Origin of the sequence: Nannocystis punicea, assembly GCF_026965555.1 — a bacterium.
GTDB lineage: Bacteria > Myxococcota_A > Polyangia > Nannocystales > Nannocystaceae > Nannocystis > Nannocystis punicea.
This window is the reverse complement of record NZ_CP114040.1, coordinates 12347587-12373885: the sequence shown is the minus strand read 5'-3', so window position 1 is coordinate 12373885 and position 26299 is coordinate 12347587. Positions and strand designations below refer to the sequence as shown.

Annotated in this window: 19 protein-coding genes; 9 read left to right on the top strand and 10 right to left on the bottom strand. The window is 72.0% G+C overall.

The features are described from left to right. Positions 1-66: 66 nt before the first annotated feature. Both O0S08_RS47635 and O0S08_RS47630 read right to left on the bottom strand, forming a co-directional pair. A complete protein-coding gene (locus tag O0S08_RS47635; RefSeq protein WP_269036215.1) occupies positions 67-3618 on the bottom strand; it encodes an AAA family ATPase in 3552 nt (1183 codons plus the stop codon). Positions 3619-4221: 603 nt separating this feature from the next. Next, positions 4222-5529 carry a metallophosphoesterase family protein gene (locus O0S08_RS47630; protein ID WP_269036214.1) on the bottom strand — a complete coding sequence of 436 codons (1308 nt, stop codon included), beginning with the start codon at positions 5527-5529 and terminating at the stop codon, positions 4222-4224. 813 nt (positions 5530-6342) lie between these two features. Between O0S08_RS47630 and O0S08_RS47625 the strand changes: the two genes are divergently transcribed. Together O0S08_RS47625 and O0S08_RS47620 are read left to right on the top strand one after the other, a co-directional pair. Continuing rightward, the gene (locus O0S08_RS47625) at positions 6343-9321 is read left to right on the top strand and encodes a carboxypeptidase regulatory-like domain-containing protein (protein WP_269036213.1); all 2979 of its coding nucleotides are present in this window, start codon (positions 6343-6345) and stop codon (positions 9319-9321) included. Between the two features lie 129 nt (positions 9322-9450). Then, positions 9451-12372, top strand: coding sequence for a carboxypeptidase regulatory-like domain-containing protein (locus tag O0S08_RS47620; RefSeq protein WP_269036212.1), 2922 nt, complete (start codon positions 9451-9453; stop codon positions 12370-12372). A 113-nt stretch (positions 12373-12485) separates the two neighbouring features. Here O0S08_RS47620 and O0S08_RS47615 read toward each other — a convergent pair whose 3' ends face one another. From O0S08_RS47615 to O0S08_RS47600, 4 genes are all read right to left on the bottom strand, one after another. After that, on the bottom strand, positions 12486-13436 hold the full coding sequence (locus O0S08_RS47615; RefSeq protein WP_269036211.1) for an acyl-CoA desaturase: 951 nt from the start codon (positions 13434-13436) through the stop codon (positions 12486-12488). 62 nt (positions 13437-13498) lie between these two features. Continuing rightward, positions 13499-14248 (bottom strand): response regulator transcription factor, encoded by a 750-nt coding sequence (locus O0S08_RS47610; protein ID WP_269036210.1) that lies wholly within the window; start codon positions 14246-14248, stop codon positions 13499-13501. Positions 14249-14327: 79 nt separating this feature from the next. After that, positions 14328-15287: a sensor histidine kinase gene (locus O0S08_RS47605; RefSeq protein ID WP_269036209.1), complete on the bottom strand. Its 960-nt coding sequence runs from the start codon at positions 15285-15287 to the stop codon at positions 14328-14330. Between the two features lie 10 nt (positions 15288-15297). Continuing rightward, positions 15298-16146, bottom strand: a complete 849-nt coding sequence (locus O0S08_RS47600; protein WP_269036208.1) for a hypothetical protein — start codon at positions 16144-16146, stop codon at positions 15298-15300. A 29-nt stretch (positions 16147-16175) separates the two neighbouring features. Here O0S08_RS47600 and O0S08_RS47595 point away from each other — a divergent pair, with 29 nt between their 5' ends. Beyond that, positions 16176-16778: a MiaE family protein gene (locus O0S08_RS47595; RefSeq protein ID WP_269036207.1), complete on the top strand. Its 603-nt coding sequence runs from the start codon at positions 16176-16178 to the stop codon at positions 16776-16778. Between the two features lie 8 nt (positions 16779-16786). Next, the gene (locus tag O0S08_RS47590; protein WP_269036206.1) at positions 16787-17260 is read left to right on the top strand and encodes a VOC family protein; all 474 of its coding nucleotides are present in this window, start codon (positions 16787-16789) and stop codon (positions 17258-17260) included. Between the two features lie 6 nt (positions 17261-17266). Here O0S08_RS47590 and O0S08_RS47585 read toward each other — a convergent pair whose 3' ends face one another. The 4 genes from O0S08_RS47585 to O0S08_RS47570 form a co-directional block, all read right to left on the bottom strand. Then, positions 17267-17677, bottom strand: a complete 411-nt coding sequence (locus tag O0S08_RS47585) for a hypothetical protein (RefSeq protein ID WP_269036205.1) — start codon at positions 17675-17677, stop codon at positions 17267-17269. Between the two features lie 51 nt (positions 17678-17728). Then, entirely contained in the window at positions 17729-20404 is a 2676-nt protein-coding gene (locus tag O0S08_RS47580) for a putative bifunctional diguanylate cyclase/phosphodiesterase (protein ID WP_269036204.1), read from the bottom strand. Positions 20405-20840: 436 nt separating this feature from the next. After that, positions 20841-21248 (bottom strand): response regulator, encoded by a 408-nt coding sequence (locus tag O0S08_RS47575; protein ID WP_269036203.1) that lies wholly within the window; start codon positions 21246-21248, stop codon positions 20841-20843. A gap of 113 nt (positions 21249-21361) precedes the next feature. Then, on the bottom strand, positions 21362-22192 hold the full coding sequence (locus tag O0S08_RS47570) for an MBL fold metallo-hydrolase (protein ID WP_269036202.1): 831 nt from the start codon (positions 22190-22192) through the stop codon (positions 21362-21364). Positions 22193-22275: 83 nt separating this feature from the next. Here O0S08_RS47570 and O0S08_RS47565 point away from each other — a divergent pair, with 83 nt between their 5' ends. The 5 genes from O0S08_RS47565 (at position 22276) to O0S08_RS47545 (ending at position 26232) form a co-directional block, all read left to right on the top strand. Then, positions 22276-23046, top strand: a complete 771-nt coding sequence (locus tag O0S08_RS47565; RefSeq protein ID WP_269036201.1) for an arginyltransferase — start codon at positions 22276-22278, stop codon at positions 23044-23046. A gap of 260 nt (positions 23047-23306) precedes the next feature. Beyond that, positions 23307-24089, top strand: a complete 783-nt coding sequence (locus O0S08_RS47560) for a FadR/GntR family transcriptional regulator (protein ID WP_269036200.1) — start codon at positions 23307-23309, stop codon at positions 24087-24089. Next, complete coding sequence (locus O0S08_RS47555) at positions 24076-24774, top strand: sterol desaturase family protein (RefSeq protein WP_269036199.1); 699 nt, start codon at positions 24076-24078, stop codon at positions 24772-24774. The genes O0S08_RS47560 and O0S08_RS47555 overlap by 14 nt, the downstream gene beginning before the upstream one ends. 67 nt (positions 24775-24841) lie before the next feature. Beyond that, positions 24842-25525, top strand: coding sequence for a M14 family metallopeptidase (locus tag O0S08_RS47550; RefSeq protein ID WP_269036198.1), 684 nt, complete (start codon positions 24842-24844; stop codon positions 25523-25525). A gap of 119 nt (positions 25526-25644) precedes the next feature. After that, entirely contained in the window at positions 25645-26232 is a 588-nt protein-coding gene (locus O0S08_RS47545) for a hypothetical protein (RefSeq protein ID WP_269036197.1), read from the top strand. Positions 26233-26299: the final 67 nt, after the last annotated feature.

Here is a 26299-nt window from a genome sequence, read left to right as displayed (position 1 = left end):
CCAAAATAGGACATGCCCGGGCGGGCATGTCCGTTGAGGCATGCTCGAAAGAGCATGTCCGATGGTTCAGGCTTCGGCGGCGCGCGGGATGGTGGCCGCGGGCGGGCCGGGGAGCTCGACGATCTGCAGGTCGGCGCCGGTGTCGGTGGTCTGGCGGGCCAGGTGCATCAGGTGGCGGTGGCAGGTGAGGAAGAGGATCTGGGTGGTGCGGGCGACGTCGCGGAGGGCCTGCAGGGTGGTGGCGGCGCGGTCCTCGTCGAAGTTGACGAGGACGTCGTCCATCACCAGCGGGAGCGGCTCGTTGCGGTCGCAGTAGTCGAGGACGTAGGCGAGGCGGAGGGCGAGGAACAGCTGCTCGCGTGTCCCGAGGGACAGCTCGCTCGGGAGCCGGAGCCGGCCGCCGCGGCCGACTGCGGCGAGGGTGCCGGCCTCGGGCTGGGGGACGACGCGGAGGTGGCGGCCGCCGGTGATCGTGGCCAGGAGGTCGGAGGTGTAGTGGAGGATCGCCGGCTGGTTCTCGCGGGCGTAGCGGTCGGTGACGCGGGCGAGCACCTGCTGGGCCAGCTGGACGAGGACGTAGCGGTCGACGTGCTGGGTGAGGTCGGCGTGGAGGGCCTCGCACTCGGCGTTGAGGCGGGCCGCGCGGTCGCCCCCGAGGTGCTGCAGCTGGTTGTCGAGCTTGCCCTTCTGCTCGAGCGCGCCGGTGCGGCGGCGGTCGAGGTCGGCGAGGCGGCGGGCGAGGTCGTCGCGCTCGGCCATCAGCGCCTCGCGGCGGGCGCCCTGCAGCTCGGCGTCGTAGCTGTCGCGGGCCGGGCCGTCGCCGAGCGCGCGGGCCAGTCGCAGGGCCAGCTCGCCCTGGCGCCGCTGCAGGCGGGCGCGCTGGAGTGCCCGTTCGGACATGTCCAAAAGTTCAGGCGTTCCGCGGGCCCCGGCACGGGCGGCCAGGGCCTCGAGCTCGGCGGACGCGGCGGCGCGGGTCTCGGCCAGGGCGTCGCGCTCGCGCTGCTTGACCTCGGCCTGCTCGCGGGCCTGCTCGGCGGCGGCGGCGGCCGTGCGGGCCTCGGCGAGGCGGCGGCTGAGGCGGTCGACGGTGTGCTCGGGGGCGAGGTCGCCGGCGGGGCGGCCGAGGCGGGCGAGGAGCGCGGTGAACTCGGCGTCGAAGCCGGCGAGGAGCGCCTCGCCGCGGGCCAGGGCCTCGCGGCGGGCCTCGAGCGCGGCTAGCTTTTGGGACATGTCCTCGAGGGCATCGATGCGGGCGAGCGCGGCGTCGGGCTCGAGGTCGGCGGGCAGGCCGAGGGTGACGAGGAGGGAGGAGAGGGCGGCGCGGATGTCGGCGAGCTCGCGCGAGAGGGCGGCGTGGGCGGCGTGGCCGCGAGCGACGGCGCTGTCGAGGCCGGCGAGGCGGGCGGAGGCGGCCTCGTGGCGGGCGCGCGCGGCCAGGGCGGTGCGCTCGCGGTCGCGGAGGCCCTGGGCGAGCGCGGGCAGGCTGGCGCCGGGCCACGAGAGGCGGCGCTGCAGGCGGGCGGTGAACTCGTCGAGCGCCGGGCGCAGGCGGCGGACGACCTCCTCGCGGCGCATCAGCTCGGCCGCGAGCTCGCGCAGGCTGGCGGCGTCGCGGCACCACGGGATCATCGCCGCGGGCGGACCGGGCACGATCCTGGTCGGCCGCCACAGCGCGGCCCAGTCGGCGGCCCAGCGCGCCTCGGCGCGGGTGGCCGCGGCGACCCGCTCCTGCGCGCGGGCGACGTCCTGCTCGGCGCGATCGATCTGCTGCTGCAGGCCCGTCTTCTTGGCCAGCAGATCGGCGGCGTCGCGCAGGCGGTCGGCGAGGTCGTCGGCGTCGGCCACCGCGCGCTCGTAGCGGCGCGTCAGCTGCTTGCGGGCGGCGGAGGTGTCGGGGCCCGAGTCGGCCGCGTCGGCGCCGACGAACAGGGCGCCGAAGCCCTCCTGGGTGTGGAGGCGGCGGCGGACCTCCTGCCAGACGTCGTCGCGGCGGGCGCGGGCGACCGCGAGGGCCGACGGATCGGGCAGGTCGCCGGCGGCGAGGGCTTCGAGCTCGGCGCGGGCGCGGGTGAGGTCGTCTTGCTCTCGGGACAGGTCTGAAAGGGCAGCCCGGCGCTCGCGCTCGAGGTCGAGGTGGCGGGCGTGGTGATCGTCGAGCTCGGCGGGGCGCGGCAGGGGGGCGGCGGCGAGCTCGGCGGCGGGCAGCGGCGGGTGCAGGCGCAGGAGGCCGAGGTCGAGGTCGGCGCGCAGGCGGGCGATCGCCAGCTCCTCGCGGTCGAGCTCGGCGCGGCGGGCCAGGGCGTCCTCGAGCTCGGCGAGCAGGGCGCTGTCCTCGAGGTCGGGCGCGGCGGCGGCCAGGTCGGCGAGGCTGGCACGCAGCGCCGACAGCTCGGCCTCGTCGTCGGCGAGGCCGCGGGCCGACAGCATCAGCTCCTGGCGGGCGCGCTGCCAGCGGGTGGCGAGGGCCCGCAGGCGGTCGAGCTCGTGCGGCTGGATGACCCATCGGACATGGTCTTCAGGACGTGTCCCCGGGGACATGGTGGCGAGGACAGACTGCAGGGCGTCGGTCTCGCGGGCCAGGCGCTCGCGCTCGCGCGGGATGACGAGGCGCTGCTCGGCGACGGCCTCGACGCGGCGGACGAGCCGCTCGACGGCGCCGGCCTCGGCGAGCAGGGCAGGGTCGGCGGCGGGCTGGTCGGCGCGGGCGAGGAGGCGCGCGAGCTCGGCGTCGAGGGCGCGCAGCTGGCCGTCGGCGGTCACGAACTCGGCGTGGCGCAGGCGGGCCCGCTCGGCGGCGGGCTCGTCGAGGTCGAGGTGCAGGGCGGGGTCGGCGAGGGCGCGCACGAGGCCGAGGTGCTCGTGGAAGTCCTCGAAGACGCCGAGCAGGGTGCGCAGCCGGGCCTCGCGCTCGCGCAGGCGGGCGAGCTCTCGCTCGGCGAGGTCGGCCTCGTCGCGCGCGCCGGCGAGGTTGGTGGTGAGCGCGGCGTACTGCGGCTGGGCGAACATGGCGTCGCGCAGGGCGTGCTTGGCGTCGCGCAGCTGGGTGAGGCCGCGGTTGATGGCGGGGTTCTTGCCCTTGGCCTTGAAGAGGCCCTCGCTCTCGCCCTGGAGGCCGGCGAGGGCGCCGCGGATCTTCTCGGCGCTGCCGCCGAGAGCGCCGCCGCCCAGGAGCTCGGCGAGGCCCGCGACCTGCAAGACGTCGGAGCCCTGCTGCAGGTCGGCGTGCGAGAAGCCGAAGATCGCCCGGTAGAGCTCCTCGGTGATGGCGCCGAAGTAGCGGGCGAAGCGAGCGGCGTCGAGGGGGACCTCGCCGGCGTCGCTGTGAAGGCTGCCGGCGAGCGAGTCCTTGCGCTTCTTGAGGCGAGTGATGTGGAGGCGCTGGCCGGCGCTGTCCCGCAGGACAGCTCGCAGGGCGATGGCGCGGTAGTCGTACTCGAAGGCGTACGGGGTGCGCTCGTCGACGCCGAAGAGGAGGCCGTGCAGGGCCCGCAGGAGCGTGGTCTTGCCGGCCTCGTTGGGGCCGTAGAGGACGACGAGACCTGGCCCTCCGGGCAGGTCGATGTCGAGCGACTCGAAGTGGCCGAAGCGCTCGACGGTCAGGCGTTCAAAGCGCATGGGGTCTCTTCTGCCATCGTGACTTCGGAGAGCGCGCGAGGAGGCGAAGGCCGTGCCCGATCCGGAAGCGCGGGGCCGTGGAGACCTGGGAGGGGGCGGGCCGGGCGCGGCGAGAACGGGGCCCTCGCGACGCGAGACCTGCCATGCCAGATGCTCGCCGCCGATGGGATTCATGAGACCTGTCCGACGATCGGCTCGGCGGCTCTGCGTCAGGCATGGGGCCTCTCGCTGCGTCCCAATTGCGCCGCGCCCGGCCCGCCCCTCGGCGAGGATCGCCGGCCCCGCTCAGCGGTGTGAGCGGACTTGGGTGCCGACGCGTCAAGACTGATGCGGATGGCACATGGGACATGTCCGAAGGTCCGCCCGGTGGCCCTTCATCCTTCTCTGCGTCCCAATTGCGCCGCGCCCGGCCCGCCCCTCGGTGAGCGTCGAAGGCCTCGGCCATGGATGCGAGCGGAGTGGAATGCCGACTTGATGCGGATGGCTTGTAGGACATGTCTGAAGAGACATGTGGGTGAGCGGCGCGTGTGGATGGCACCGTGGACGAGCGAGCGCCGGGGCTCGCCCGTCGTGCGGGCGAGCGGAGGCCTGGGCCGCGCCGGGTCATTGGACCTCGGGGTGTTCGCTGGCGCGGAGGGGGGCCGGGTCTTGCGGGGGGACGTGCGCGGCGGGGCGCGAGGGCGGGAGGTCGGGGGCGAGGAGGCCGAGGAGGAGGGCTTCGACCTCGGGGAGGCGGGCGGCGAGGTGTTCGGGGTCGTCGGGGCGGACGCCGAGGTAGGGGGCGACGAGGGCGCCGAGCGGGGCGAGGGCGGGGCCGTATTCGGCGAGGCGCTGCGGGTCGGCGGCGAGGGCCAGGAGCTCGTCGCGCAGGGCTTGATGCAGGGCGAGCAGCTCGCCGTGCTCGGTCTCGGCGGGCGGGCGGGTGCGGAAGCGGACTTGCTCGATCCACACGTCGCCGAGGTCGGCGGCGATCGCCCGCGCCTGGGCGGCGAACGGCTCGGGGTGCGCGGCGAGGCGGGCGTGCAAGTGAGTGGCGCCGTCGACGAGGACGCGCGCGAGGACGGGGCGACCGCCGGCCTCGAACACGATCTGCTGCAGGCGCATGCGCAGGGTGCCGAGGAGGTCGTCGGTGTCGGCGGCGGCGGCGGCGGCGAGCGAGATCTCGGCCCAGCGGAGGACGTCGAGGTCGCGGTGGGCGACGCTGCGGATCTTCAGGTTGTCGATGTCGAGGACGGTGCAGCCGCGCGCGCCGGCCTCGTTGGCGTGGCGGCCCTGCAGGTTGCCGGGGTAGACGACCCACGGGTCGGTGTGCAGGATGCTGCGCTTGTGGACATGTCCCAAAGCCCAGTAGTCGTAGCCGCGGCGCACGAGCTGCTGGACGGTGCAGGGGGCGTAGTTGCTGTGCTCGGCGGCGCCGATGGCGTTGGTGTGGAGGACGCCGATGTTGAGGAGGTCGCGCCGACGGTCGGGGTAGTACTCGGCGAGGTTGTCCTCGACGCTGCGGTTGCCGTAGCTCTGGCCGTGGACGGCGAGGCCGAGGGCGGGCAGCTCGAGGGTGCCGGCGGCCTCGGCGGGGAAGGTGTGGACGTGCTCGGGCAGGGGGATGTGGCGGGCGAGCACGGACTCGGCGTCGTGGTTGCCGCGGACCATGACGACGCGGGTGCCGACGTCGCGCAGGCGGGCGAGCTCGCGGACGAAGAAGAGGCCGGTGTTGAAGTCGCGCCACTCGCCGTCGAACACGTCGCCGGCGAGGATCAGGAGGGCGGCCTGGTCTTCGAGACAGGTGTCGACGAGGCGGCTGAAGGCGCGTCGGGTGGCCAGACGGATGTCGTCGACGGGCGCGCCCTCGATGCGACCGAGCCCGCGGAGCGGGCTGTCGATGTGCAGGTCGGCGGCGTGGATGACCCTCATCCCCGGTGACGGTGGCACCTTTGATCGCCCGGTGCCAGCACGGCCGGGCCAGGGCGGCGCCGCCGCGGTCATGGATCGAAGTCGACGGAACTGGGGGCCAGAGCTCCCTGGGGGCCGATCTCGCAGCGCACGCAGATCGCCGGCGAGATCTTTCTTCGCATCGCAGCGACGGAATTCCCCAGCGTCCACGGCGCGGCGCGGACGCCGTGCTCAGGCTCGGGCCGAGCCGCAGGAAGCCGCCGCGACGAGGCGATAGCATCCGACCGGAAGTGAGATCGTGGACCCCCGCTCCTGCGTATGTCACCCGGAACATCCGCGGGCCTTCGTGCGTAGCGGAAAAATCACATGTCCCGAATGACACGTCGCCGAGACGAGAGACGCGCGTGCCCACGGCCCTGAATTCACGAGTGCGACAGTTCGAGGCAACGGCCGCCCGGCATGGCGGCGCGGGCGATCGAGCGGGCTTTCCGGGGACACGGCGAGACGGACGGGGACGGGCGCAGATGGGCGCGTCCGCGCGACCTCGGCCCAGGTCTCGAGCGAGAGGCGAGCTCGGCTGCGACGTGGGGTCGGAGACGGCGACGGTGAGCGTGCCGGGGATCTGCGATTGCGAGGTCCGCGTGGTGATCGACATCGCGCTCTCGGCCGGAGGATCGCTCGGAGGGACGTCGATGAGTGGGCGGCGTGGGCTCGCGACCACCGATGCCGAGCGGAGTTTTTCGCCGCCGATGCGAGCGGTGGCGACGGGGGCGCACGGATGACATGTGTCTCGAGACATGCAGATATGGGCATGTCTGAAAGGCCAGGTATTGCGTGAGACAGGAAGAGAAAGCGCGAGGGACAGGGCCGGTATTGCTGGTGGTCGCGGGTCTGGCCGGGGCCGCGTTATGGTGGTGGCAGAGCGGAGCCGGGGGCGCGGCGGTGCCGGCGGCGGAGGAGCGTGGCGAGGGGCCGGCGCAGGCGATCGCGGCCAGCTTGCCGGAGGTGCGGCCGGAGCTGGTGCTGAACCCGCGCTTCGCCGACCGGGCGGCGATCGCGGGGACGGTGCGAGATCCTCAAGGTCAGCCGGTGGCCGGAGCGCAGGTGTGCGCGACCACCCACGCGAACGAGCTGGCGACGAAGGACAAGGAGCGACCGAGCTGCGCGAAGACCGAGCGCGACGGGCACTACCGGATCGAGGGGCTGTTCCCGGTGCGCTACGCGGTGCTGGCGAGCGCGGCAGGCTTCGCGCCGGGGAAGTACTTCCATGGCGAGGGGGCGAGCCGGCGCGACTGGATCGACCTGCGGCCGAAGATGGAGGCGCAGGGCATCGACATCGCGCTTCAGGACGGTGGCGTGGAGATCCACGGGTTCGTCAAGGACCTGAGCGGCGGACCGGTCGAGGGCGCTCAGGTCGCGGCCGACGCGACCTTCACGTGGACCGCGGCCGACGGGTCGTTCTCGGCGTGGGTGAAGGAGGGGTCCGTCTGGGTCTCGGCGAGCGCCGAAGGTTATGCGATGGGCAACGAGGAGGGCGGGGCGCCGGGCCACGAGTTCGAGCTGTTCCTGACGCCCGAGGCGGTGCTGATCGGCAAGGTCGTGCGCGCGGGCGAGGGCGGCGAGCCGGTCGAGGGCGCGCAGGTGACGGCGGTGGCGGGCAACTGGGGCTTCATGCCGAAGTCGGCGTACACCGACGCGAACGGCGAGTTCCGCATCGAGGGGCTCGAGCCCGGCGCCTACAAGCCGCGGGCCGAGGCCGATGACGCGCTCGGGCTGGCGAAGGAGCAGGTGATCCTCGGGCTCGGCGAGACGTCGGCTTCGATCGTGATCGAGGCGCACCCGGCCTTCACCGTCGAGGGCAAGATCGTGACCGAGGGCGGCGGGAGCTGCGACGACGGCACGGTGGTCATCCGAGACTCGGCGCAGGGGCGCGAGGCGTGGATGTCGGTCCAGAGCGACGGGGTGGTGCGCAAGCGCGGGGTGTTACCCGGTGATTATCAGGTCGAGGCGCGCTGCCGCGGGTTCGTGTCGGCCGAGCGCTACGAGCGAGTGAAGGTCGTCGACAAGAGCGTGACGGGCCTCCGCTGGGACGTGTCGAAGGGGCAGTCGATCCGCGGAGTGGTGGTCCTCGCGAGCGGCAAGCCGGCGCCCAAGATGCACCTCGAGGCGTCGCTCAAGCCGGACCCGAGCCAGCCGCGCGCGCACCAGACGGCGAACGTGTGGGGCCCCGAGACCGACGCGCAGGGCCGCTTCGAGCTGGCAGGGCTGTTGCCGGGGACGTACGAGCTGTCGGTCGACTCGTGGGGACGGCAAGCGACGCCGGCCAAGCCGACGATCGTGGAGGTGCCGAAGGGCAAGGACGCGACGGGGGTGCGGATCGAGCTGCCGGCGACCGGCGAGGTGCGCGGGTCGGTGCGCGATCCGAAGGGGAACCCGATCTCGGCCGCGAAGATCGCCGCCAGCGACGGGGTGCACTGGCAGTTCGAGAACTCGAAGGACGACGGGACCTTTCACTTCCCCAGCCTGGCCGGCGGGGACTACCGCATCACCGCGCGGCTCGGCTGGTGGGGTGAGACGATGCGCGCGCCGGGGACCAGCGACGACGACGTGCAGGGCGAACGGGCCGAGGTGCGCGAGGGCAAGGTAGCGACGGTGAAGCTGGTGGTCGAGAGCGCGTCGGGGCGGATCAGCGGGGTGGTGCGCGACGAGGACGGTGGGCCGGTGGCGGACGCGTTCATCGAGGCGACGCGCGAGTCGGACAGCGCGGCGAAGTCGGCGGGGTCGGGGATCCGTCAAGGCCGCTGGGGTGACTTCCTCGAGAAGCCGAACCTGACCGACCAGGACGGGAAGTTCACGCTCGAGCGGTTGCCGACGGGGAAGCACACGCTCCGCGCGCACCGCAAGGGCGGCGGTGAGGGGATCGTCGAGCACGTGGAGCTCGGCAGCGACGTGGTGGTGACGATCGCGTCGGCGGGGCGGATGTCCGGCACGGTGAACGTGCGCGGCGGGGCGGTGCCCGACGAGTTCACGATCGTGGCGACCGACGAGACGACGGGCTTTCATCGCAGCGACCAGTTCTACCGCACGGGGGGAGCGTGGAGCCTGCCGGAGCTGCCGCCCGGGCAGTACAAGGTGAGCGTGTCGGCGGGCCCGGGCACGGCGGAGGTGCAGGCGTCGATGAGCGCGGGCAAGGACACCACCGGGGTCCGCATCGAGCTGGCGCCGAAGGTGACCGTGCGTGGGACGGTGGTGGACACCGAGGGCAAGCCGATCGCGGGGCTGAACGTCTACGTCGCGGCGCCGGGCACGTGGTCGGGCAGCGGCGGCGACGAGGACAAGCGCTACGTGACCGACGAACAAGGTCGCTTCGAATTGTTGAACTCGCCGACCGGCAAGGTCGAGGTGAACGTGACCCCGCGCTCGTGGGCCAGCGACGAGTTCTCGTGGACGACGGTGCCGGTGACGCTGTCGGCCGACGCGGCGGTGACGGAGCTGGCGCCGATCAAGGTGGCGCGCAAGCGGGTGAAAGGAGGAGAGGCCACCGGTTACCTGGGGATCAAGCTCAAGGAGCCGGAGCCGGGGGCCGATCCGTTGACGCGGCAGCTGATCGTGGCGCACGTGCGCCCCGGCAGCCCGGCGGCGACGGCCGGGGTGCAGCTCGGCGACCAGATCACCAGCGTCGACGGCCAGGACGTGACGGGGGCGAACTTCTATCTGTACGAGACGCTGACGGAGGTGCTCGAGGGCACGACGCTGACGCTCGGGCTGGCGAACGGGAAGAGCGCGTCGGTGACGGCCGGCAAGGCGCCGTGAATCATATGTCCCCCGGGACATGTGTCGGCAAGGGCGCGGGCGGGCCGGGAATAGGGGGTTCGCGGGGCGAGTCTCGCCCCGCGGTCGAGGATGAAGATGTCCCGAAGACCAGGTCGAAGGAGTGACGAGATGCGGGGGAGAGTCGTCGGTGCGGCGCTGGTGGTGGTGATCGGAGGGGTGCTGTGGTGGTTGCGCGAAGGGGACGATGGGGCTCTGTCCGCGGCGAACGAGGTCGTCGACGCGCCGGTGCAGGCGACGGCGGGGGGCGGACGGGCGGAGGTGCCGGCGCTGGTGCTCGAGCCGCGGCTGGGCGCGCGGGCGTCGGTCTCGGGGTTCGTGAAGGACGCGAAAGGGCGGCCGGTCGCGGGGGCGCAGGTGTGCGCGGTGACGACTTCCGAGCGGCTGACCGCGGAAGAGCGGCGACGGCCGGCCTGCGTGACGAGTGAACGCGACGGGCACTACCGGATCGCGGGGCTGTTCGGGGTGCGTCACGAGGTGATCGGCTCGGCGCCGGGCTTCATGCCGACGCTGCACACGCGCGGAGAGGGACCGGGCCGGCGCGAGTGGATCGATCTGCGGGCGGGGATGGAGCTGCTCGGCGTCGACATCGAGCTCGCGGACGGCGGCGTCGAGGTCCGGGGCGTGGTGAAAGATCTGAGCGGCGGGCCCATCGAGGGCGCCCGGCTCATGGGGCATCGTCAATCGGCCGGCGTCACCGGGCCCGAGGGCGAGTTCTCGATGTGGGTGAGGCCGGGGGAGGTCGGGCTGCAGGCCGTGGCCGAGGGCTATGCGCCGGCTCGCGACAACGGGGTGGCGCCGGGGCACTTCTACGAGATCTTCATGACGCCCGAGGCGGTGCTGGTCGGCAAGGTGGTGCGCGCGGGCAGCAACGAGCCGCTCGCGGACGTGCGCGTCTCGAGCGGCGGAGCGAGCTGGGCGTCGACGATGACCGACGCCCAGGGGGTGTTCCGGCTCGATGCGCTGCAGCCGGGGGCGTACAAGCCGAGCGCGGCGTCCGACGAGGTGTTCGGGCAGGCGGACGAGCTGGTGATGCTGGGGCTGGGGGAGACCTCGGAGCCGCTGGTGATCCCGGCGCACCCGGCGTTCTTCGTCGAGGGTCGGGTGGTGATCGAGGGCGGCGGTGATTGCGACTTCGGGTCGGTGATGTTGCGCGACGGGGCGAGCGGTCGCTCGACGTACGCGGGGCTCGAGGGGGACGGAGTGGTGCGCCTGAAAGGGCTACGACCAGGCGAGTACAAGGTCGACGTGAGGTGCGAAGGACATGTCCCGGAGGACATGTACGAAGCCGTGAAGGTCGTGGACCGCAGCCTGTCCGGGGTCCAGTGGAAGGTGACGCGCGGGCGGTCGATCCGGGGCGTGGTGGTCGACGCGCGGGGGCGGCCGGTGGAAAAAATGACCGTGAACGCGGGCTCGAAGCCGGACCCCGGCCGACCGCACGCGCAGCGGATCGTGTCGTTCGGCGGAAGCACCGATGCGAGCGGGCGCTTCGAGGTGGCGGGGCTGCTGCCGGGCCTGTACGAGGTGGTGGTCTCGGCGTGGGAGCCCCCGCGCGCGGCGCCGAGGCCGCTGGAGGTGGCCTTGCCCAAGGGACAGGACGTCGAGGGGGTGCGGATCGAGCTGCCGGCGGTCGGCGAGGTGCGGGGGACGGTGCGCGACGCGAACGGCAAGCCGGTGCGCGGGGCGTCGGTGTCGCTGAGCGGCGGGGCGAACCGGTTCTCGAGGACGGTGGCGGACGACGGGGCGTTTCGCATCGAGCACGTGGGCGCGGGCGAGTACCGGGCCGAGGTGCAGAAGGGCTGGGAGAAGCTGCGGGCGCCGGGGACGAGCGACGACGACGTCCAGGGCGAGAAGATCGAGGTGCGCGCGGACGCGGTGACGACGGTGAACCTGGTGGTGGCGAGCGCGTCCGGGAAGATCTCGGGGGTGGTGCGCGATGAACACGGCGCGCCGGTGGCGGACGCGTTCGTCGACGTGGGGCGCGAGTCGGACAGCGCGGGGGCGGCGAAGGGCAGCGGCTCGCGCGAGGCGCGGTGGACCTTCGGCAAGCGGCCCAACCTCACCGACGCCGAGGGGCGGTTCACCCTGACCGACCTGAGCGACGGGAAGCACACGCTGCGGGCGCACCGTCGCTACGGCGCCGAGGCGATCCTCGAGCACGTGGCGATCGGGAGCGAGGTGACTCTGACGCTGCCGCCCGCGGCTCGGCTGGCGGGCATGGTGGCGCTACCGGGCGGCGGGGCGCCGGAGGAGTTTCAGGTGGTGATCCACGATGCGGCGAGCGGGTACCGCCGCAACGATCAGTTCTACCGCACGAACGGGGCGTGGAGCTTCCCCGAGGTGCCGGCGGGCGAGTTCAAGGTGCAGGTCAGCTCGGGGGCCGGCAACGCGGAGACGATGGTGAAGGTGACGGCCGGGGAGGAGCTGTCGGGGGTTCGCATCGAGCTGGCGCCGAGAGTGACGGTGCGTGGGACTGTGGTCGACCTCGAGGGCAAGCCGGTGCCGGGGCTGACTGTCATGGTGTCGGGCGGCGGCTCGGGGTCGAGCCCGCAGGACGGCAAGCACAACCTGACCGATGAGTCAGGTCGCTTCGAGTTCCGCAACGCACCGACCGGCCTGGTACAGGTGAGCGTGTCACCCCAGAGCGCGACCGGAGAGTTCGGCTGGTCGTCGATGCCGACCATGCTGTCGGCCGAGGCGTCGACGGTCGAGCTGCCGCCGATCCGCCTGGCGCGCAAGCGGATCGCCACCGGCGAGCCGCCGGGCGACCTCGGCCTCACGACCCGCGAGCCGGCTTCCGGCGAAGATCCGACGAAGCGGCGGTGGATCGTGGCCCACGTGCGGCCCAGAGGGCCGGCAGCGCTGGCGGGCGTGGCGGTCGGCGACGAGATCGTCAGCGTCGACGGGCAGGACGTGCAGGGTCCGAACAGCTACTTGTTCCCGGCGCTGACGCACGCGCCGGCGAAGACGACGGTGACGCTCGGGCTGGCGCGCGGCGCCCACGTGCAGGTGACGATCGGGGCGCGGCCCTGAGGTTCTTGGAGCGGCGAGCAGGCCCGAGGCAGTGGCCGAGCGGCCTGGCCCTCGGGGCAGGTTCCGAGGTCGCCCGAGAGGCGGCGAAGTAGCCTGGCTCTCGGGGCAGGTGCTCAGGCCTGGTCGGGGAGCGCGGCGTCGAGGGCGTCGCGGAGGTCGGTGGTCGCGTCCGCGGCGGCAGGGGCCGGGGGGCCCTTGCGGCGGCCCTCGGCGAGGATAGTCTCGGGGACAGGTCGCAGGTCCCACACGAGGCCGACCCAGCTCATGGCCTTGAGGATGTAGTAGGTGATGTCGATCTCCCACCAGTAGAAGCCCTGGCGGGTCGAGCCCATGTAGTGGTGGTGGTTGTTGTGCCAGCCCTCGCCGAGGGTGACGAGCGCCAGCAGCCAGTTGTTACGGCTGGTGTCGCCGGTCTCGAAGCGGCGCTTGCCGAACACGTGGGAGAGCGAGTTGATGGTGAAGGTGCCGTGCCACAGCAGGGTGGTGCTGAGCGCGAAGGCGATGAGCAGGCCCGACAAGCCCATGGTGAAGAAGATGAGGACGCCGAGGGCGGTCGGGGGGACGTACCAGTACTTGTCGAGCCAGCGGAGCTCGGGGTACTTGGCGAGGTCGCGGATCTTGTTGTAGTCGGTGTCGCCGGCGTTCTTCTCGTAGATCCAGCCGATGTGCGAGTACCAGAAGCCGCGCTGGATCGGCGAGTGGGTGTCCCACGGCAGATCGCTGAACTTGTGGTGATGCCGGTGATGCGCGGCCCACCACAGCACGCCGCGCTGCGAGGCGGTCTGGGTCAGGAAGGCGGCGATGAACTGGACGATCCGGCTGGTCTTGAAGGTGCGGTGCGAGAAGTAGCGGTGGTACCAGCCGGTGACGAAGAACATGCGCCCGAAGTAGAGGGCGAAGCACACGGCCCAGTCCTGCCAGCGGGTGCCGGTCCACAGGGCGCCGAGCGGGGCCAGATGGACGATCGCCGTCGGCACGATGCCGGCCCAGTCGTATCCGGGGCGCTCCTTCGGCGGGAGGTCGCGGTACTTCTCGGGGATCGGGATCGGCGAGTCGATCTGCATGCGCACCGGTCAAGTTGCCGGAGATGGCCGAACGGCGCCTGTCCTCGAGTGGTCACTTCGTGTCACGGTTTGGTCACCGGACTCGGGACGACGAATTTGTAGCCCGTTCCCCGTACGGAGACGAAATATACGGGGTTCACCGGGTCGGGTTCGAAGTGGCGCCGGAGGCGCATGATGAAGTTGTCGACCATCCGCGTGTTGGGGTAGTTCGCCAGCTTCCACACCTGCTCCTGCAGCTCCTGTCGCGAGAGCACCCGCCCGGGGTTGGCCGCGAAGTAACGCACGAGGTCGAACTCGAGGCGGGTGAGCTTGACCTCCTGGTCGCCCTTACGCGCCTCGCCGCGCTCGACGTCGATGACCGCGTCGCCGAAGCGAATCGGCGCGACGGAGGTCGTGTCCTGCGCAGGTCGCTCCTGCGGCGGGCGTTGCTCGCGCTCCCACGAGCGCCTGCGCAACAGCGAGCGCACCCGCGCGAGCAGCTCGCTGAGCTCGAACGGCTTGACGAGGTAGTCGTCGGCGCCGACCTCGAGGCCGCGCACGCGGTCGTCGGTGGCGTCCCGCGCGGTGAGCATGAGGACAGGGCTGAAGTTGCCGCCCTCGCGCAACTTCTTGCACAGCTCGAAGCCGTCGGTGTCGGGGAGCATGACGTCGAGGACGATGACGTCGTAGCGCGCGCCGAGCAGCAGCTCCGCGGCCCGTCGCGCGGTGCTGGCGAGGTCGACCGCGTAACCCTCGAGCTCGAAGTTCAACTTGAGCCCGGCGGCCAGGTGTTGCTCGTCCTCGACGAGGAGGAGGCGGGGAGAAGCGGTCAAGCCGCTTGCTCCGCCAGGAAGAGTTCGTGCCCGCGGTCGATGCTGCGAAGATCTTCAGGGTCGTGGGAAGACATGCTGTTCACGCCGAGCGGAGACGCATGGGGAGGGTGACGCGGAGGGTGGTGCCCTGGCCGGGGCCGGGAGAGAGGGCCTCGGCGCGGCCGCCGAGAGAGCGGACGAGGGCGGAGACGACGTAGAGGCCGAGGCCGGTGCCGCGGCGCTCGCGGACGGCCTCGTCGGGGACGCGGTAGAAGCGCTCGAAGACGCGGCGCAGGTGGGTGCGCGGGATGCCGATCCCGCGGTCGCGGACCTCGAGCGCGACCTGGCCGCGCGCCTCGACGGGGCTGGCGCTGACGATGACCTCGACGTCGTCGCCGCTGTACTTGATCGCGTTGTCGATGAGGTTCTCGAGCACCGCGGCCAGCGCGACCTCGTCGGTGACGATCCGCAGCTCGGGGGCGATGTCGACGCGCACGACGTCGTCGGCCAGGTGGGCCCGACGAGTGACTCCGCCGGCGCAGCGACGCGCCAGCTCGGCCAGCGAGATGTCGGTGAGGTGCTGCGCCGGCCGGACCTCGCCGGCCAGGCGCGTGGCCGTGAGCACGCGGTCGATGAAGGCGGTCAGCCGCTCGACGTCGTCGTGCATCATCCGCCGCAGCCGCTCGTGCTGAGGGCCCGGCAGGTCGGGCCGCGCCAGCGTCTCCAGGCACAGCTTGAGCGCGGCGAGCGGGCTCTTGAGCTCGTGCGTGACCGAGTCGATGAAGCTGGTCTGCCGCCGCACCTCGCGGATCTCCCGCACCAGGAAGACCGTGAAGAGGACGATCACGAACATGATGACGACCAGCGAGCCGATGCCCGCGGCCAGCAGCCAGCGGTTGCCGCGGAGGTCGGCCACCAGCTCGGGGTTCTGCAGCACGAGGTAGCTCCAGCCGGCCAGCAGCGCCAGGCACAGCGCGACGGCCCCGGAGGCGAGGATGATCGGCACGCTGATCGACCGCGTCATGCGGGCGATCGCCATGGTGCGTGTCCTTCGGGTCATGGCGAAAAGCTCATGTTCCCGAAGACATGTGCGAAAGTTGCAACGAGCCGGCGGCGCTGGGGCTGCCGCCGCGGCCGCGCGCGGCCCCGATGTCGAGCTCGACCCGCTCGATCGCGGCGCCGACAGGGGTGCAGTAGTCGAGGACGCTGTCGTCCTCGGGGTCGCAGGCCGCCGCGGGCTCGGCCAGCCGCTGCTCCGCAGTGCAGGTGACGTCGGCCACCGCGAGCGGCGGGAGGGCGCGGCCGTCGGCGAGCAAGAGGCGGACGCCGGCCGCCCCCGCGGCCACCGGGGCGCTCCACCACACGCGCACGGCGGCGGGCGCCTCGACGCCGGAGGTGGCGGGGCAATCTGTCCCGCGGGACACGAGCTCGGCGGCGACGGGGAAGGGCGGGGCGTCGGCGGGGACGACGTCGGCGGACTGACCGTCGATGTCGCGGCCGTCGGCGTCGAACAGCTGGCCGGCGACGGTGACGCTGACGAGCTCGCGCTGCGGGGCGGGGATGACGAGCTCGAGGGCGCGGAGCTCGTCGCGCTCGCTGGCCGGGGCGAGGCTGGCGGCGATCGGGACGCGCCGGGTGCCGTCGCGCCCGAGGACGACGAAGCGGCTGGGGATCAGGGCGGCGGGGTCGAGCGGGCGGGTGAAGACGAGGTAGACGAGGGTGCCGACCGGGACGCCGAAGTACTCGCGCTCGTCGCCGGTGGGCGGCGGCTGGGCGTGGGCGGAGAGGATCCGCGTGGGCGTGCCGAGCAGGCGCGGGGCCGCGGGCGCGCCGCCAGGCGGCTGCGGCGGCGGATTGGTGGGGGCGACGGCGCAGGCGGCGAACGCGAGGGCGGCCGCGACGCGGAACAGGGCAGGCACGCGAGCGCCAGGGTACACTGCCGCCGCCGATGCTGCACCTGGCCGCGCCGACCGATGAGCGCTGGGCCGCGCGAGCGCGCGAGCACCTGCCGGAGATCCTCCTCGACCACGCCCACTGCGAGAAGAAGGCGGCGTCGACGGCGTTGTCGCTGATCTTCCGCTACCCGGAGCGGCCGGCGATGGTGGTGCCGCTGTCGCGGCTGGCGCGCGAGGAGCTGGCCCACTTCGAGGAGGTGGTGGCGGTGATGCGCGCGCGCGGGCTCGAGTTCCGCCGCCAGACGCCCAGCCCCTACGCGGCGCAGCTGATGGCCGCAGCCCGCACGCACGAGCCGATGCGGCTGCTCGACACGCTGCTGTGCTGCGCGCTGATCGAGGCCCGCAGCTGCGAACGGATGCGCCTGCTGGCGGAGACGCTCGAGGACCCGGGGCTGGTGAAGCTGTACCGCGGTCTCCTGGCGTGTGAGGCCCGCCACTTCCACAGCTACTTCGAGCTGGCGCGAGAGCTGGAGCTGGTCCCGGAGGCGGAGCTGTCGGCGCGGCTCGATGTGCTGGCCGTTCATGAGGCGCAGGTGCTGCGCGGCGATCCGGGCGAGCCGCGGCTGCACAGCGCGGTCGCGCCTGCGCTACATTGAGGCCCGCCATGACCAGCGAACACCGCCCGTTCCGCGTCCTCGGGATCCAGCAGATCGCAGTCGGCGGCCGCGACAAGGCGGCGCTGCGCCGCTTGTGGTCCGACCTGCTCGGCCTGCCGATCGTCGGCAGCTTCCGCAGCGAGCGCGAGAACGTCGACGAGGACATCGCCGTCGCCGGCTCGGGGCCGTGGCAGGTCGAGGTCGACCTGATGCAGCCCATCGACCCGGACAAGCGGCCGCGCGTGCACGAGCCGGCGCTCAATCACGTCGGCCTGTGGGTCGACGACCTCGACGCGGCAGTTACCTGGCTCTCGGGACAGGGGGTCCGCTTCGCCCCCGGGGGGATCCGCCGCGGCGCGTCCGGCCACGACGTGTGCTTCATCCACCCCCGCGGCGACGAGGCCAGCGCGCCGCTCGGCGGCGAGGGGGTGCTCATCGAATTGGTGCAGGCGCCGCCGGAGCTGATCGCGGCCGGGCGCTGAGCAACCTCAGCCCGTCGACGAGCCGTCGGTCGCGGTGGTGCCCGCGGACGAGCTCGAGTCGTCGGTGGTGGTGCCGGTCGTCGTGGTGCTGTCCTCGGGGACAGGTGAGGTCGAGCCGGCCGACGACGAGTCCTGGGTGGTGGTGCCGGTCGACTCGCCGGTGGTGGGCGTGTAGTACGGATCGGACGGCGGACCGGCGTAGGTGACGCCGTCGGGGTACGGCATGCTGGCGGACGCGGTCGCCTTGTCGTTCTTGTCGTCACAGGCGACGAGGCCCATCCCCAGAGTCAGCGCGAAGGTCCACGCCCACCAGGGCGACGCCGCGGTGCTGCGCAGGTTGGCCCGACAAAACGGACAGACGGGCTCGCCCGGACGGACCAGGCACTCGCAGCGCGGGCAGTCGACGAGGTCCTGCATCCGACCACGATATCAGAGACCCGGCAGCCGCGCTCGCGAGGGCGCGAGGCCTCAGGGCTTGCAGTCGCGCGAGATCATCGACTCGGCGACGCCGCTCGAGACCGGGCGCGAGAAGTAGTAGCCCTGGCCGAACTCGCAGCCCATCTCGGCCAGCAGGTCGAGCTGGGCCCGGGTCTCGACGCCCTCCGCGATCACGCTCATCCCGAGGTTGTGCGCCAGAGTGACGATGGTGCGCACGATCTCCGCGTTCTCGCCGTCGGGGCCGATGTTGCTGATGAACGAGCGGTCGATCTTCAGCGCCGACATCGGGAAGCGGTGCAGGTAGCTGAGCGAGGAGTAGCCGGTGCCGAAGTCGTCGACGTAGGAGTGGACCTGCTCGAGCCGGAGCTGCTCGATCAGCTCGGAGGCCGTCTTCGGATCTTCCATGATCACGCTCTCGGTGATCTCGAGCTTGAGGCTCGACGGGACGAGCATGCTCTCGTGCAGGGCCTTGGCGATCAGCGCCGGCTGGGCGAACTGCTTGCCCGAGAGGTTGACGCTGATCGACAGCGCCTCGCGGTGCGGGTACTTGGCGTGCCAGCGCTGCATCTGGCCGCAGGCCTCGCGCAGGACCCACTCGCCGATCGGGATGATGAGGCCGGTCTCCTCGGCGCAGCCGATGAACTCGCCCGGCAGGACCAGGCCGCGGGTCGGGTGGTTCCAGCGCAGGAGCGCCTCGAAGCCGCTGATCTGGCCGCTGACGAGGTCGATGACGGGCTGGTAGTAGACCTCGAACTCGCCGCGCTCGATGGCCCGCCGCAGGTCGCTCTCGAGCGTGAGCTGGGCGACCGCCTCGGCGTGCATGTCGGCGTCGAACAGCTCGTAGCGGCTCTTGCCGCGCCGCTTGGCCCGGTGCATCGCGGTATCGGCGTCGCGCAGGATGTCCTCGGTGCGCTCGTAGCCGAGGGCGCTCCAGGTGATGCCGACGCTGATCGAGGTGTAGACCTCCTGGTCGCGCAACGACAGCGGCTGCTTGAGCTGACCGAGGATCCGGTCGGCGACGCGGATGGCGTCGCTGGCGTCCTGGACGTTGGGCAAGAGGACCCCGAACTCGTCACCCGACAGGCGCGCGAGCAGGTCGTCGGGGCCGACGCAGTCCTGCAGCAGGCGAGCGAACGAGATCAGCAGGCGGTCGCCGATCGAGTGGCCGAGGCTGTCGTTGATGTTCTTGAAGCGGTCGAGGTCGAGGCACAGCACCGCGAACGCGGCCCGGCCCTGACGCACGCCCTGCAGCGCCGCCTCGAGCTTCTCCATGAAGGCCTGGCGGTTGGGCAGGCGCGTCAGCGGGTCGTGCAGCGAGTCGTGGCGCGAGCGCTCCTCGCGGGCGCGCAGGGCGATCTCGGCGCGGCGGCGGCGAGTGATGTCGCGGGCGACGACCTGGACGCCGGTGACCGCGCCGTCGAAGTCGCGCAGCGGCACGACGGTCGACGCGAACCACCCGTTCTTGCCGCGGACCTCGATCATCTCCTCGACCGAGACGCCGATCCCGCTCTCCATGACCTGGGCGAAGCGGGCCAGGTAGGCCTCGGCCAGCTCGGGCATGTCGGGCGCGAGGTCGCCGAGGCTCTTGCCGATCAGGCTGTCGACGGTCGACGAGAAGAGGTCGGCGATCAGCTCGTTGGCGTGGAAGATGACGCCGTCGCGGTCGAAGCAGAGCAGGAAGACGTCGCTGGCCTCGACCAGCAGCTGGTACTTGATCTCGCTCTCCTGCAGGGCGCGCTCGATCTTGCGGCGCTCGCTGATGTCGACCAGCGTGACCATGACCGCGCCCTGGCCGTCGTCCTCGAGCGGGACGGCGGTGAGGTTGGTCCACAGCAGCTCGCCCTTGGCGGTGCGCAGGCCGACGGTGATCGGCGGCTGCGGCTTGCCCTGCTCGAGGCAGCGCCGCAGCGGCGAGCCGGGGGCGAGCGGGTGACCGTCGTCGCGCAGGGCGCCGCGCTCGAGGTCTTCGATCGTGAGCGCGGCGAGGGCCTCGGCGCCGTGCCCGAGCAGCCGCTGCGCGGTGGTGTTGGACATGACGATCGCGCCGCGAGCGTCGAACTGGAGGATGCCGGTCGGGACGGCGTCGATGAGCCGCAGCAGCGCCGGGGCGACCAGCGGGCGCGCGCCGACGGCCGGGTCGCCGAAGTGACGCGCGAGCCCCGGGGCCTCGCGCAGCAGCCACGCGTGCGTCTCGATCAGCGGCGGGTCGACCCGCTGCGCCAGGTCGGGGTGGAGCTCGAACCACGCGGCTCGACTGCGGGCGTAGGCCACCAGCGCGGTCCAGCGGGTGTACAGCGCCGGCGTCAGCGCCACCGCCAGCGCCGCGCGACCGTCGGCGCCGTCGCGCGGGTCGGCGGCGAAGGCCAGGCCGCAGCGCATGAGCATGTCGTGAAGGACAGGGTCTTCAGGCCATGTCTCGAGGTGCAGGTTCTGCTCGCGCAGGGCGTCGCGGGCGGCCGGCAGCTGGTTGATGAAGGCGCGCGGGTCGTCGAGGGCGGCCAGCACGGCCGCGGGCGCGAGGCCCAGGCGGGTGAGCGCGAGCGCGTGCTCGACGAGGCCGGCGCCGGCGCGGCGGAGCGTGAGAAGGAGGGTGAGCTCCTTGAAGACCGCGGGCAGCGGGCAATCGAGGTAGGCGTGTCTGGCGGCGTGCCACAGGTCGGCGAGGGTGTCCGGACAGGCGAAGGCCGGCTCGAAGAAGGCCGGCAAGTAGCCGAAACGCTGCTCGATCTGCGCGCGCAGGACGGCCAGGCGGCCGACAGCCCCGGCCTCTCCCTGGGGTTCGAGCCCGCTCTCGGCGGGCGAGCCGGCATGTGGGTGCGCGTCCGTGATCGCAGTTCTCCCCGGGAAAACCGTGCCAAAAGAGCGTTACAGGGGGCCGCGAGGGGTGTCAATCGCAGGACGCGTGAGGAGGCGGTCAGGACGTGGTTCTGCGGCGTTTTTACAGAGCCGCCCGGCGCGATTTCCGGGGAGATCGGCGCGCGGACGAACGCGCGGGCCTGCGGACGGGTGACCGCAGGCCGCCTGATGACATGGCGGAAAGGACAGACGCGAACGCGCCGTCGGGTCGGGCCTGCGAGCCGGCCTCACGAAGAGCCGGCGAGACGGCGACGCGACGACGCTGCTGCGCCCGCGGAGTCGGTGATCAGCCGGCCCGGCTGTCGCCGGGATCGCCGGCGCCGCCCTCGGGGTCGGGCACGAAGCGGTTGATCTTCGAGAGCAGTCGACGCAGGTCGATCGGCTTGGTGTCGTAGTCGTCGCAGCCGGCCTCGAGCGCCTTCTCGCGGTCGCCGGACATGGCGTGCGCGGTGAGGGCGATGACCGGGATATTCGCGGTCGCCTCGTGCTCCTTCAACACCCGCGTGGCGTACCAGCCGTCCATGTCGGGGAGGCTCAAGTCCATCAGCACGATGTCGGGCTTCTCCTTCTTCACCATGGCGACACCCTCGCCGCCGTCGACGGCGACGAGCACCTCGTAGCCTTTGCGACGGAGTCGCCTGGAGAGCATGTCCCGGCTGAGTTCGTTGTCCTCGACGATCAAGACCTTGGGCATAACCGGGTCCATCCTAACACCAGCGGCCGGCGAAGGGCGACCGCGCGACGCGCCGGGCGACTGCGCGCTGCCAAGCTCGCGTCTGGTAAGCGCGTGTACGGCGGCGCGCCCGTTCAGGTCAGGACGAACTGACCGTCGGGCTCGCGGCGGACCCGGCCCTCGGCCTCGAGCTTGCGCAGGTGGGCGTCCAGGGACCGCTCGGCGAGCCACCAGATCTCCCGCGGGGTGTCGCTGTAGGCGCCGGCGAGGAGCTCGGGCATCCTCGTGGCGCCGGCGTGCAGGGCGGCGAGCACCCGGCCCTCGCGCTGTCTGCGATGGGTGATGTAGCGCTCGAGGCATTCCTGCGGCGCAGTAATCACTGGGCCGTGGGAGGGGACGAGGGCCGTCGGTCGCGCGGCGCCCAGGCGGGCGAGCGAATCGAGGTACGCCGACATGTCTCCCCCGTCGGCAGGGTCGATGAGGATCGTCCCGATGCCGGCGACGAGGTCGCCGGCGTAGGCGATCCCCGTGCGCTCCTCGCAGTAGACGAGGTGGCCCGGCGCGTGGCCCGGCGTGAACAGGGCCCGAAGGACATATCCGTCGTCCAGCTCGAGCCGGTCGCCGTCGGCCAGAGTCACGTCGACGGGGAAATCGAGCCGGGCCGCCGTGAGCGAATGGGCGTAGATCGGCGCGCGCAGTCGCTGCGCGAGCTCGAACGCGTAGCCGATGTGATCGCCGTGGTGGTGTGTGACGAGCACGGCGACGATCTCCGCGCCGGCCGCGGCTCGCTCCGTGAGCAACGCATCGAGCGCGGCCCGCTCAGTCGCATACGGCGTGGCCGGCTCGATGACCGCGACGCGGCGCGTGCCGACGATCAAAGTGTTGGTCGCCGTCGCCGGCGGCAGCGTCGGCGTCTCGTAGGGGACCCGCCAGACGCCGGGGTCCAGGACTTCAGGCTCGGCCATGCGCCGCGAGTGTAGTGCCCAGTCGGCCCAGTACAACACGATGGCGCGCCTCGCGGCGGCGAGGACCCGTATACTGACCGATGATGCGTTGGCGCCCTCGCTTGCTCGCGGCCGACCCGCCCGAGCTGCTCGTGTACGACGAGGCGACCGTCTGCCCCTATCTCCAGGGGCGCGACGCTCGAATGCCGCTCCGCGTACCCACCCGCATGCTCACCGCGCAAGAGTTCGCCGAGCGCCTGCGGGTCGGCGACCGCCGCCAGGGCGTGCTGCTCTACCGCACCTCGTGCCCGAGCTGCCAGGCCTGCGAGCCCATCCGCATCGACGTCGACCGCTTCGTGGCCGACAAGACCCAGCGCCGCGTCTACCGGCGCGGCCTGGACCGCATCGACGTCGAGATCGGTCCGCCCGAGCTCACCCCCGAGAAGGTCGCCCTCTACAACCGCCACAAGGCCGAGCGCGACCTCAACGCCGACGGCCACGACATCGACGAGGTCGGCTACCGCGCCTTCCTCGTCGACACCTGCTGCGAGTCGTTCGAGCTCCGCTACCGCGTCGACGGCCGCCTGATCGGCGTCGCCGTCGTCGACCGCGCCGAAGACGCCCTGTCCGCCGTCTACTTCTACTTCGACCCCGACTTCGAGCCGCTGTCCCCCGGCGTGTTCTCCATCATGAAACAGCTCGAGCTGTGCCGCGCCTGGGGCCTCCGCTACCTCTACCTCGGCCTGTACATCCGCGAGTGCCCCTCGATGGCCTACAAGGCCCGCTACCTGCCCCACGAGCGCCGCATCGCCGGCCGCTGGCGCCGCTTCGAGCGCGCCGGCGCGACCGTCGATCCCATGTCCGAAGAGACATGACGCATGGGACAGGCGAGGCGCCGCGCTCGCCTCGCTTCCGCGACCACTGAACGCCGCACCTCTTTGGAGGAGACGAGCGCCGTTCGTCGCGGCTCGGACAGGCCAGCGAGCCGCGAGGGCGCTTTGCCGAGCGCGGCCGGCTCGCTCGGCCGCTTCCGGCCGTCCGGCGGCATCGGCGCGAAGGATGCGCAGAATTAAACTGGTATGACCAGTTGACCATCAAATCTCGGCATGACATGCTGAGCGCATCAGGCTCGACCATGCGCCTCAAGCCAGTCGCCCGAAAGTCCCTGTCCGATGCTGTCTTCGAGCAGCTATCCCAGGAGATCGTGCACGGCCGGATGCGCCCCGGCGCGCCCTTGCCGAGCGAGCGCGCCCTTTGCGACGTGCTGCGGGTCAACCGCGGCGCGGTGCGCGAGGCCCTCAAGCGCTTGTCCCAGGCCGGGCTGATCTCGATTCAGCACGGCGGTGGCACGCGGGTGCTCGATTTCAAGCAGACCGCGAGCCTCGACCTCCTCAATCGCCTCCTCTTTCATCACGACGGTACGGTCGACCTCCGCGTCGCTCGCAGCGTGATGGAGATGCGGGCCGCGATGGCCCCCGACATCGCCCGGCTCGCGGCCATGCGCCGCAGCCCCGGCCAGGTGTTGCAGCTCGACGAGATGGTCGCGGCGATGGCCGCCCAGGAGCACGACCTCCTGGCCCTGCAGGTCCTGGCGCTGCAGTTCTGGGACCTGCTGACGGTGTGCAGCGAGAACATCGCCTACCAGCTCGCCTTCAACGGCCTGCGTCACAGCTACGAAGGCATGCGAGAGGCGCTGGTCGAAGTGATGGGCGAGGAGCTGCGCGACCTCGTGGCCTATCGCCGGATCGCCGACGCGGTGCGCCGCCGCGACGGCGAGGGGGCCGGGCAGAGCGCCCAGGCGCTCATGCAGCACGGCTCGCGCGGGATCTTGCAGCTACTCGCGGCGCTCGAGAGCTCGAACGAAGACGGACAGGCAGAGCAGGCAGAGAGAGAGGAGGACGACGATGACGAGCAATGAGCACGAACCCCTGGGCGGCCGCGACGGCAAGAACCCCACGCTGGGCCAGGCCGCGCGCGCCTTCTTCACCTTTCACAGCCCGCGGATCTTCGGCGTCATGTGGCCGCTCCTGGTCGCCACCCGCCTCGCGATCGGCGACTTCGGCTGGGCCGACTTATTGGTCGTCCCGATTCTCCTGGCGATGCAGCCGTTCGTGGAGTGGCTGATCCACGTCTACATCCTCCACTTCAAGCCGACCACGGTGTTCGGCCGCAAGTTCGACCTGCAGATCGCCAAGTTCCACCGCGCCCATCACCGCGACCCGTGGCGGCTCGAGCTGGTGTTCATCCCTCGGCGCGCCGGCTGGATCGGCCTGGCGATGTTCTCCGCGTTGTGGTTCCTGCTCGCGCCCACGCCGCAGATGGCCCTCACCGGCGTGGTCGGCAGCGTGACCATGGCCTTCCTCTACGAGTGGACGCACTACCTCACGCACACCGGTTACAAGCCCCAGGGCGAGTTCTATCGCCGGATCTGGCGCTACCACCGCCTGCATCACTTCAAGAACGAGCACTACTGGCAGGGCGTCACCACCCACCTCGGCGACCGGATCCTCGGCACCATGCCCGACCACACGGCGGTGCCCAACTCGCCCACGTGCCGCACCCTCGGTGTCGAGGCGCCGATCGACCTGCCCGGCCCGCCGTGATCGGTCTGTCCTTCGGGACATCTTCATCCTCTTGCCCCCGGGCGCGCCTGTGAGGCACCCTCCGGGGGTGTCGCGTCTGTCGCCCGGGGTCCACTGGTTCTCGCCCACGCTGCCGATCCACGTCTTCGACGCCGAGGAATCGGGCCCGGTCGCGCTGATCCAGGCCGGGATCCACGGCGACGAGGTCGCCGGCGTGCACGCGCTGCAAGAGCTGTTGGAGGAGGAGATCCGGCCCCGGCGTGGGCGCCTGATCGTCGTGCCGGTGATGAACCCGCCCGCCTATCGCGCCCGCCAGCGCTGCGCCCCCGGCGGCCTCGACCTCAACCGCTGCTTCCCCGGCGACGCCGACGCGCCCGAGCGCGAGCGCCGGCTCGCACGCCGATTCATGGACCTCGTGCTCGCCGAGCGGCCGGCGCTGATGGCCACCTTGCACGAGAGCCACAAGCGCTACCACCCCGACGTGAAGCCGTCGTTCGGTCAGACTCTGGTCTACGGCGTGGAGCCGATGCCGGCGATCCTCGGCCGCACGATCGACCGCCTCAACGCGCGCCTCGCCGGCGAAGCGGAGCGCTGGGCGCCGCAGTATTATCCTGTCGCAACGTCATCCACCGAGGTCATCGTCGAGGCGACCGGCTGCGTGGGGATCTGCGTCGAGACGTGGATGGGCCTGCCGGAGGCGCGGCGGATCGAGATGCAGCGCCTCGTCGTCGAGCTGTTGCTCGACGACCTCGGTGTGCGTCCGATGGCCTGAAGCGACCGCTCCGCGCGCGTTCTGCCGCAGGCGTGCGCCCCGCTGCCACGGGCCTTGCGCGGGGGTGCCTCACGCCGGTTTTGTCGTGCCCCGCGCGGGTCTGCGGTAGATTTTGGCCAGTGCTCGAGTCCGCCACCGAGACCTTCACCGCCCCGGCCGCCCCCTCGTTGCCGACGAGCCCGCTCGCCGCCCACGCGGACGAGGTCTTCGAGGCGACGAGCCCCTACGACGGCGACGGCTTCCGCAACCACTGTCGCCGGCTGTTCCTGTTCACCGAGATGCTGCTGGCGCAGGGCGGCACCCCGCTCGCGCGCGACCTCGCGTACGCGATCGCCATGTGCCACGACCTCGGGATCGTCAGCCGCGGCGACACCGGCCGCACCTACCTCGAGCGCAGCCGCAGCCTGTTCGCCCGCGAGATGGCCGGCTTCGAGCTCAAGGCCGCGCAGGACGTGGTCGACGAGTGCCTCGTCTACAACCACCGCCTGCTGCCGGTGCCGAACCTGTCGCCGCAGGCCGACGCGTTCCGCCGCGCGGTCCAGATCGAGCACACCCACGGGCTGCTCCGCTTCGGCCTGCCGAAGGCCCCGGTCGCGGCCGTGTTCGCCGCCTACCCGCGCGACAACTTCGACCGCGTGCTGCTCGACTTCACCTGGCGGACCCTGCGCCACGAGCCGCTGACCCTCGTCAACGGCATCTTCTTCTGAGCCCTCCCGAACGCCTGGCCGTTGCGCCATGTTTCGGGCGACATGGCCTGCGGGACATGCACGAAGT

What these genes read in the sequence shown, in the direction of transcription:
- O0S08_RS47635 (WP_269036215.1), bottom strand. Translation starts at nt 3,618, where the DNA reads ATGCGCTTTGAACGCCTGACCGTCGAGCGCTTCGGCCACTTCGAGTCG.
- O0S08_RS47630 (WP_269036214.1), bottom strand. Translation starts at nt 5,529, where the DNA reads ATGAGGGTCATCCACGCCGCCGACCTGCACATCGACAGCCCGCTCCGC.
- O0S08_RS47620 (WP_269036212.1), top strand. Translation starts at nt 9,451, where the DNA reads ATGCGGGGGAGAGTCGTCGGTGCGGCGCTGGTGGTGGTGATCGGAGGG.
- O0S08_RS47615 (WP_269036211.1), bottom strand. Translation starts at nt 13,436, where the DNA reads ATGCAGATCGACTCGCCGATCCCGATCCCCGAGAAGTACCGCGACCTC.
- O0S08_RS47605 (WP_269036209.1), bottom strand. Translation starts at nt 15,287, where the DNA reads ATGACCCGAAGGACACGCACCATGGCGATCGCCCGCATGACGCGGTCG.
- O0S08_RS47595 (WP_269036207.1), top strand. Translation starts at nt 16,176, where the DNA reads ATGCTGCACCTGGCCGCGCCGACCGATGAGCGCTGGGCCGCGCGAGCG.
- O0S08_RS47590 (WP_269036206.1), top strand. Translation starts at nt 16,787, where the DNA reads ATGACCAGCGAACACCGCCCGTTCCGCGTCCTCGGGATCCAGCAGATC.
- O0S08_RS47585 (WP_269036205.1), bottom strand. Translation starts at nt 17,677, where the DNA reads ATGCAGGACCTCGTCGACTGCCCGCGCTGCGAGTGCCTGGTCCGTCCG.
- O0S08_RS47575 (WP_269036203.1), bottom strand. Translation starts at nt 21,248, where the DNA reads ATGCCCAAGGTCTTGATCGTCGAGGACAACGAACTCAGCCGGGACATG.
- O0S08_RS47570 (WP_269036202.1), bottom strand. Translation starts at nt 22,192, where the DNA reads ATGGCCGAGCCTGAAGTCCTGGACCCCGGCGTCTGGCGGGTCCCCTAC.
- O0S08_RS47565 (WP_269036201.1), top strand. Translation starts at nt 22,276, where the DNA reads ATGCGTTGGCGCCCTCGCTTGCTCGCGGCCGACCCGCCCGAGCTGCTC.
- O0S08_RS47560 (WP_269036200.1), top strand. Translation starts at nt 23,307, where the DNA reads ATGCGCCTCAAGCCAGTCGCCCGAAAGTCCCTGTCCGATGCTGTCTTC.
- O0S08_RS47555 (WP_269036199.1), top strand. Translation starts at nt 24,076, where the DNA reads ATGACGAGCAATGAGCACGAACCCCTGGGCGGCCGCGACGGCAAGAAC.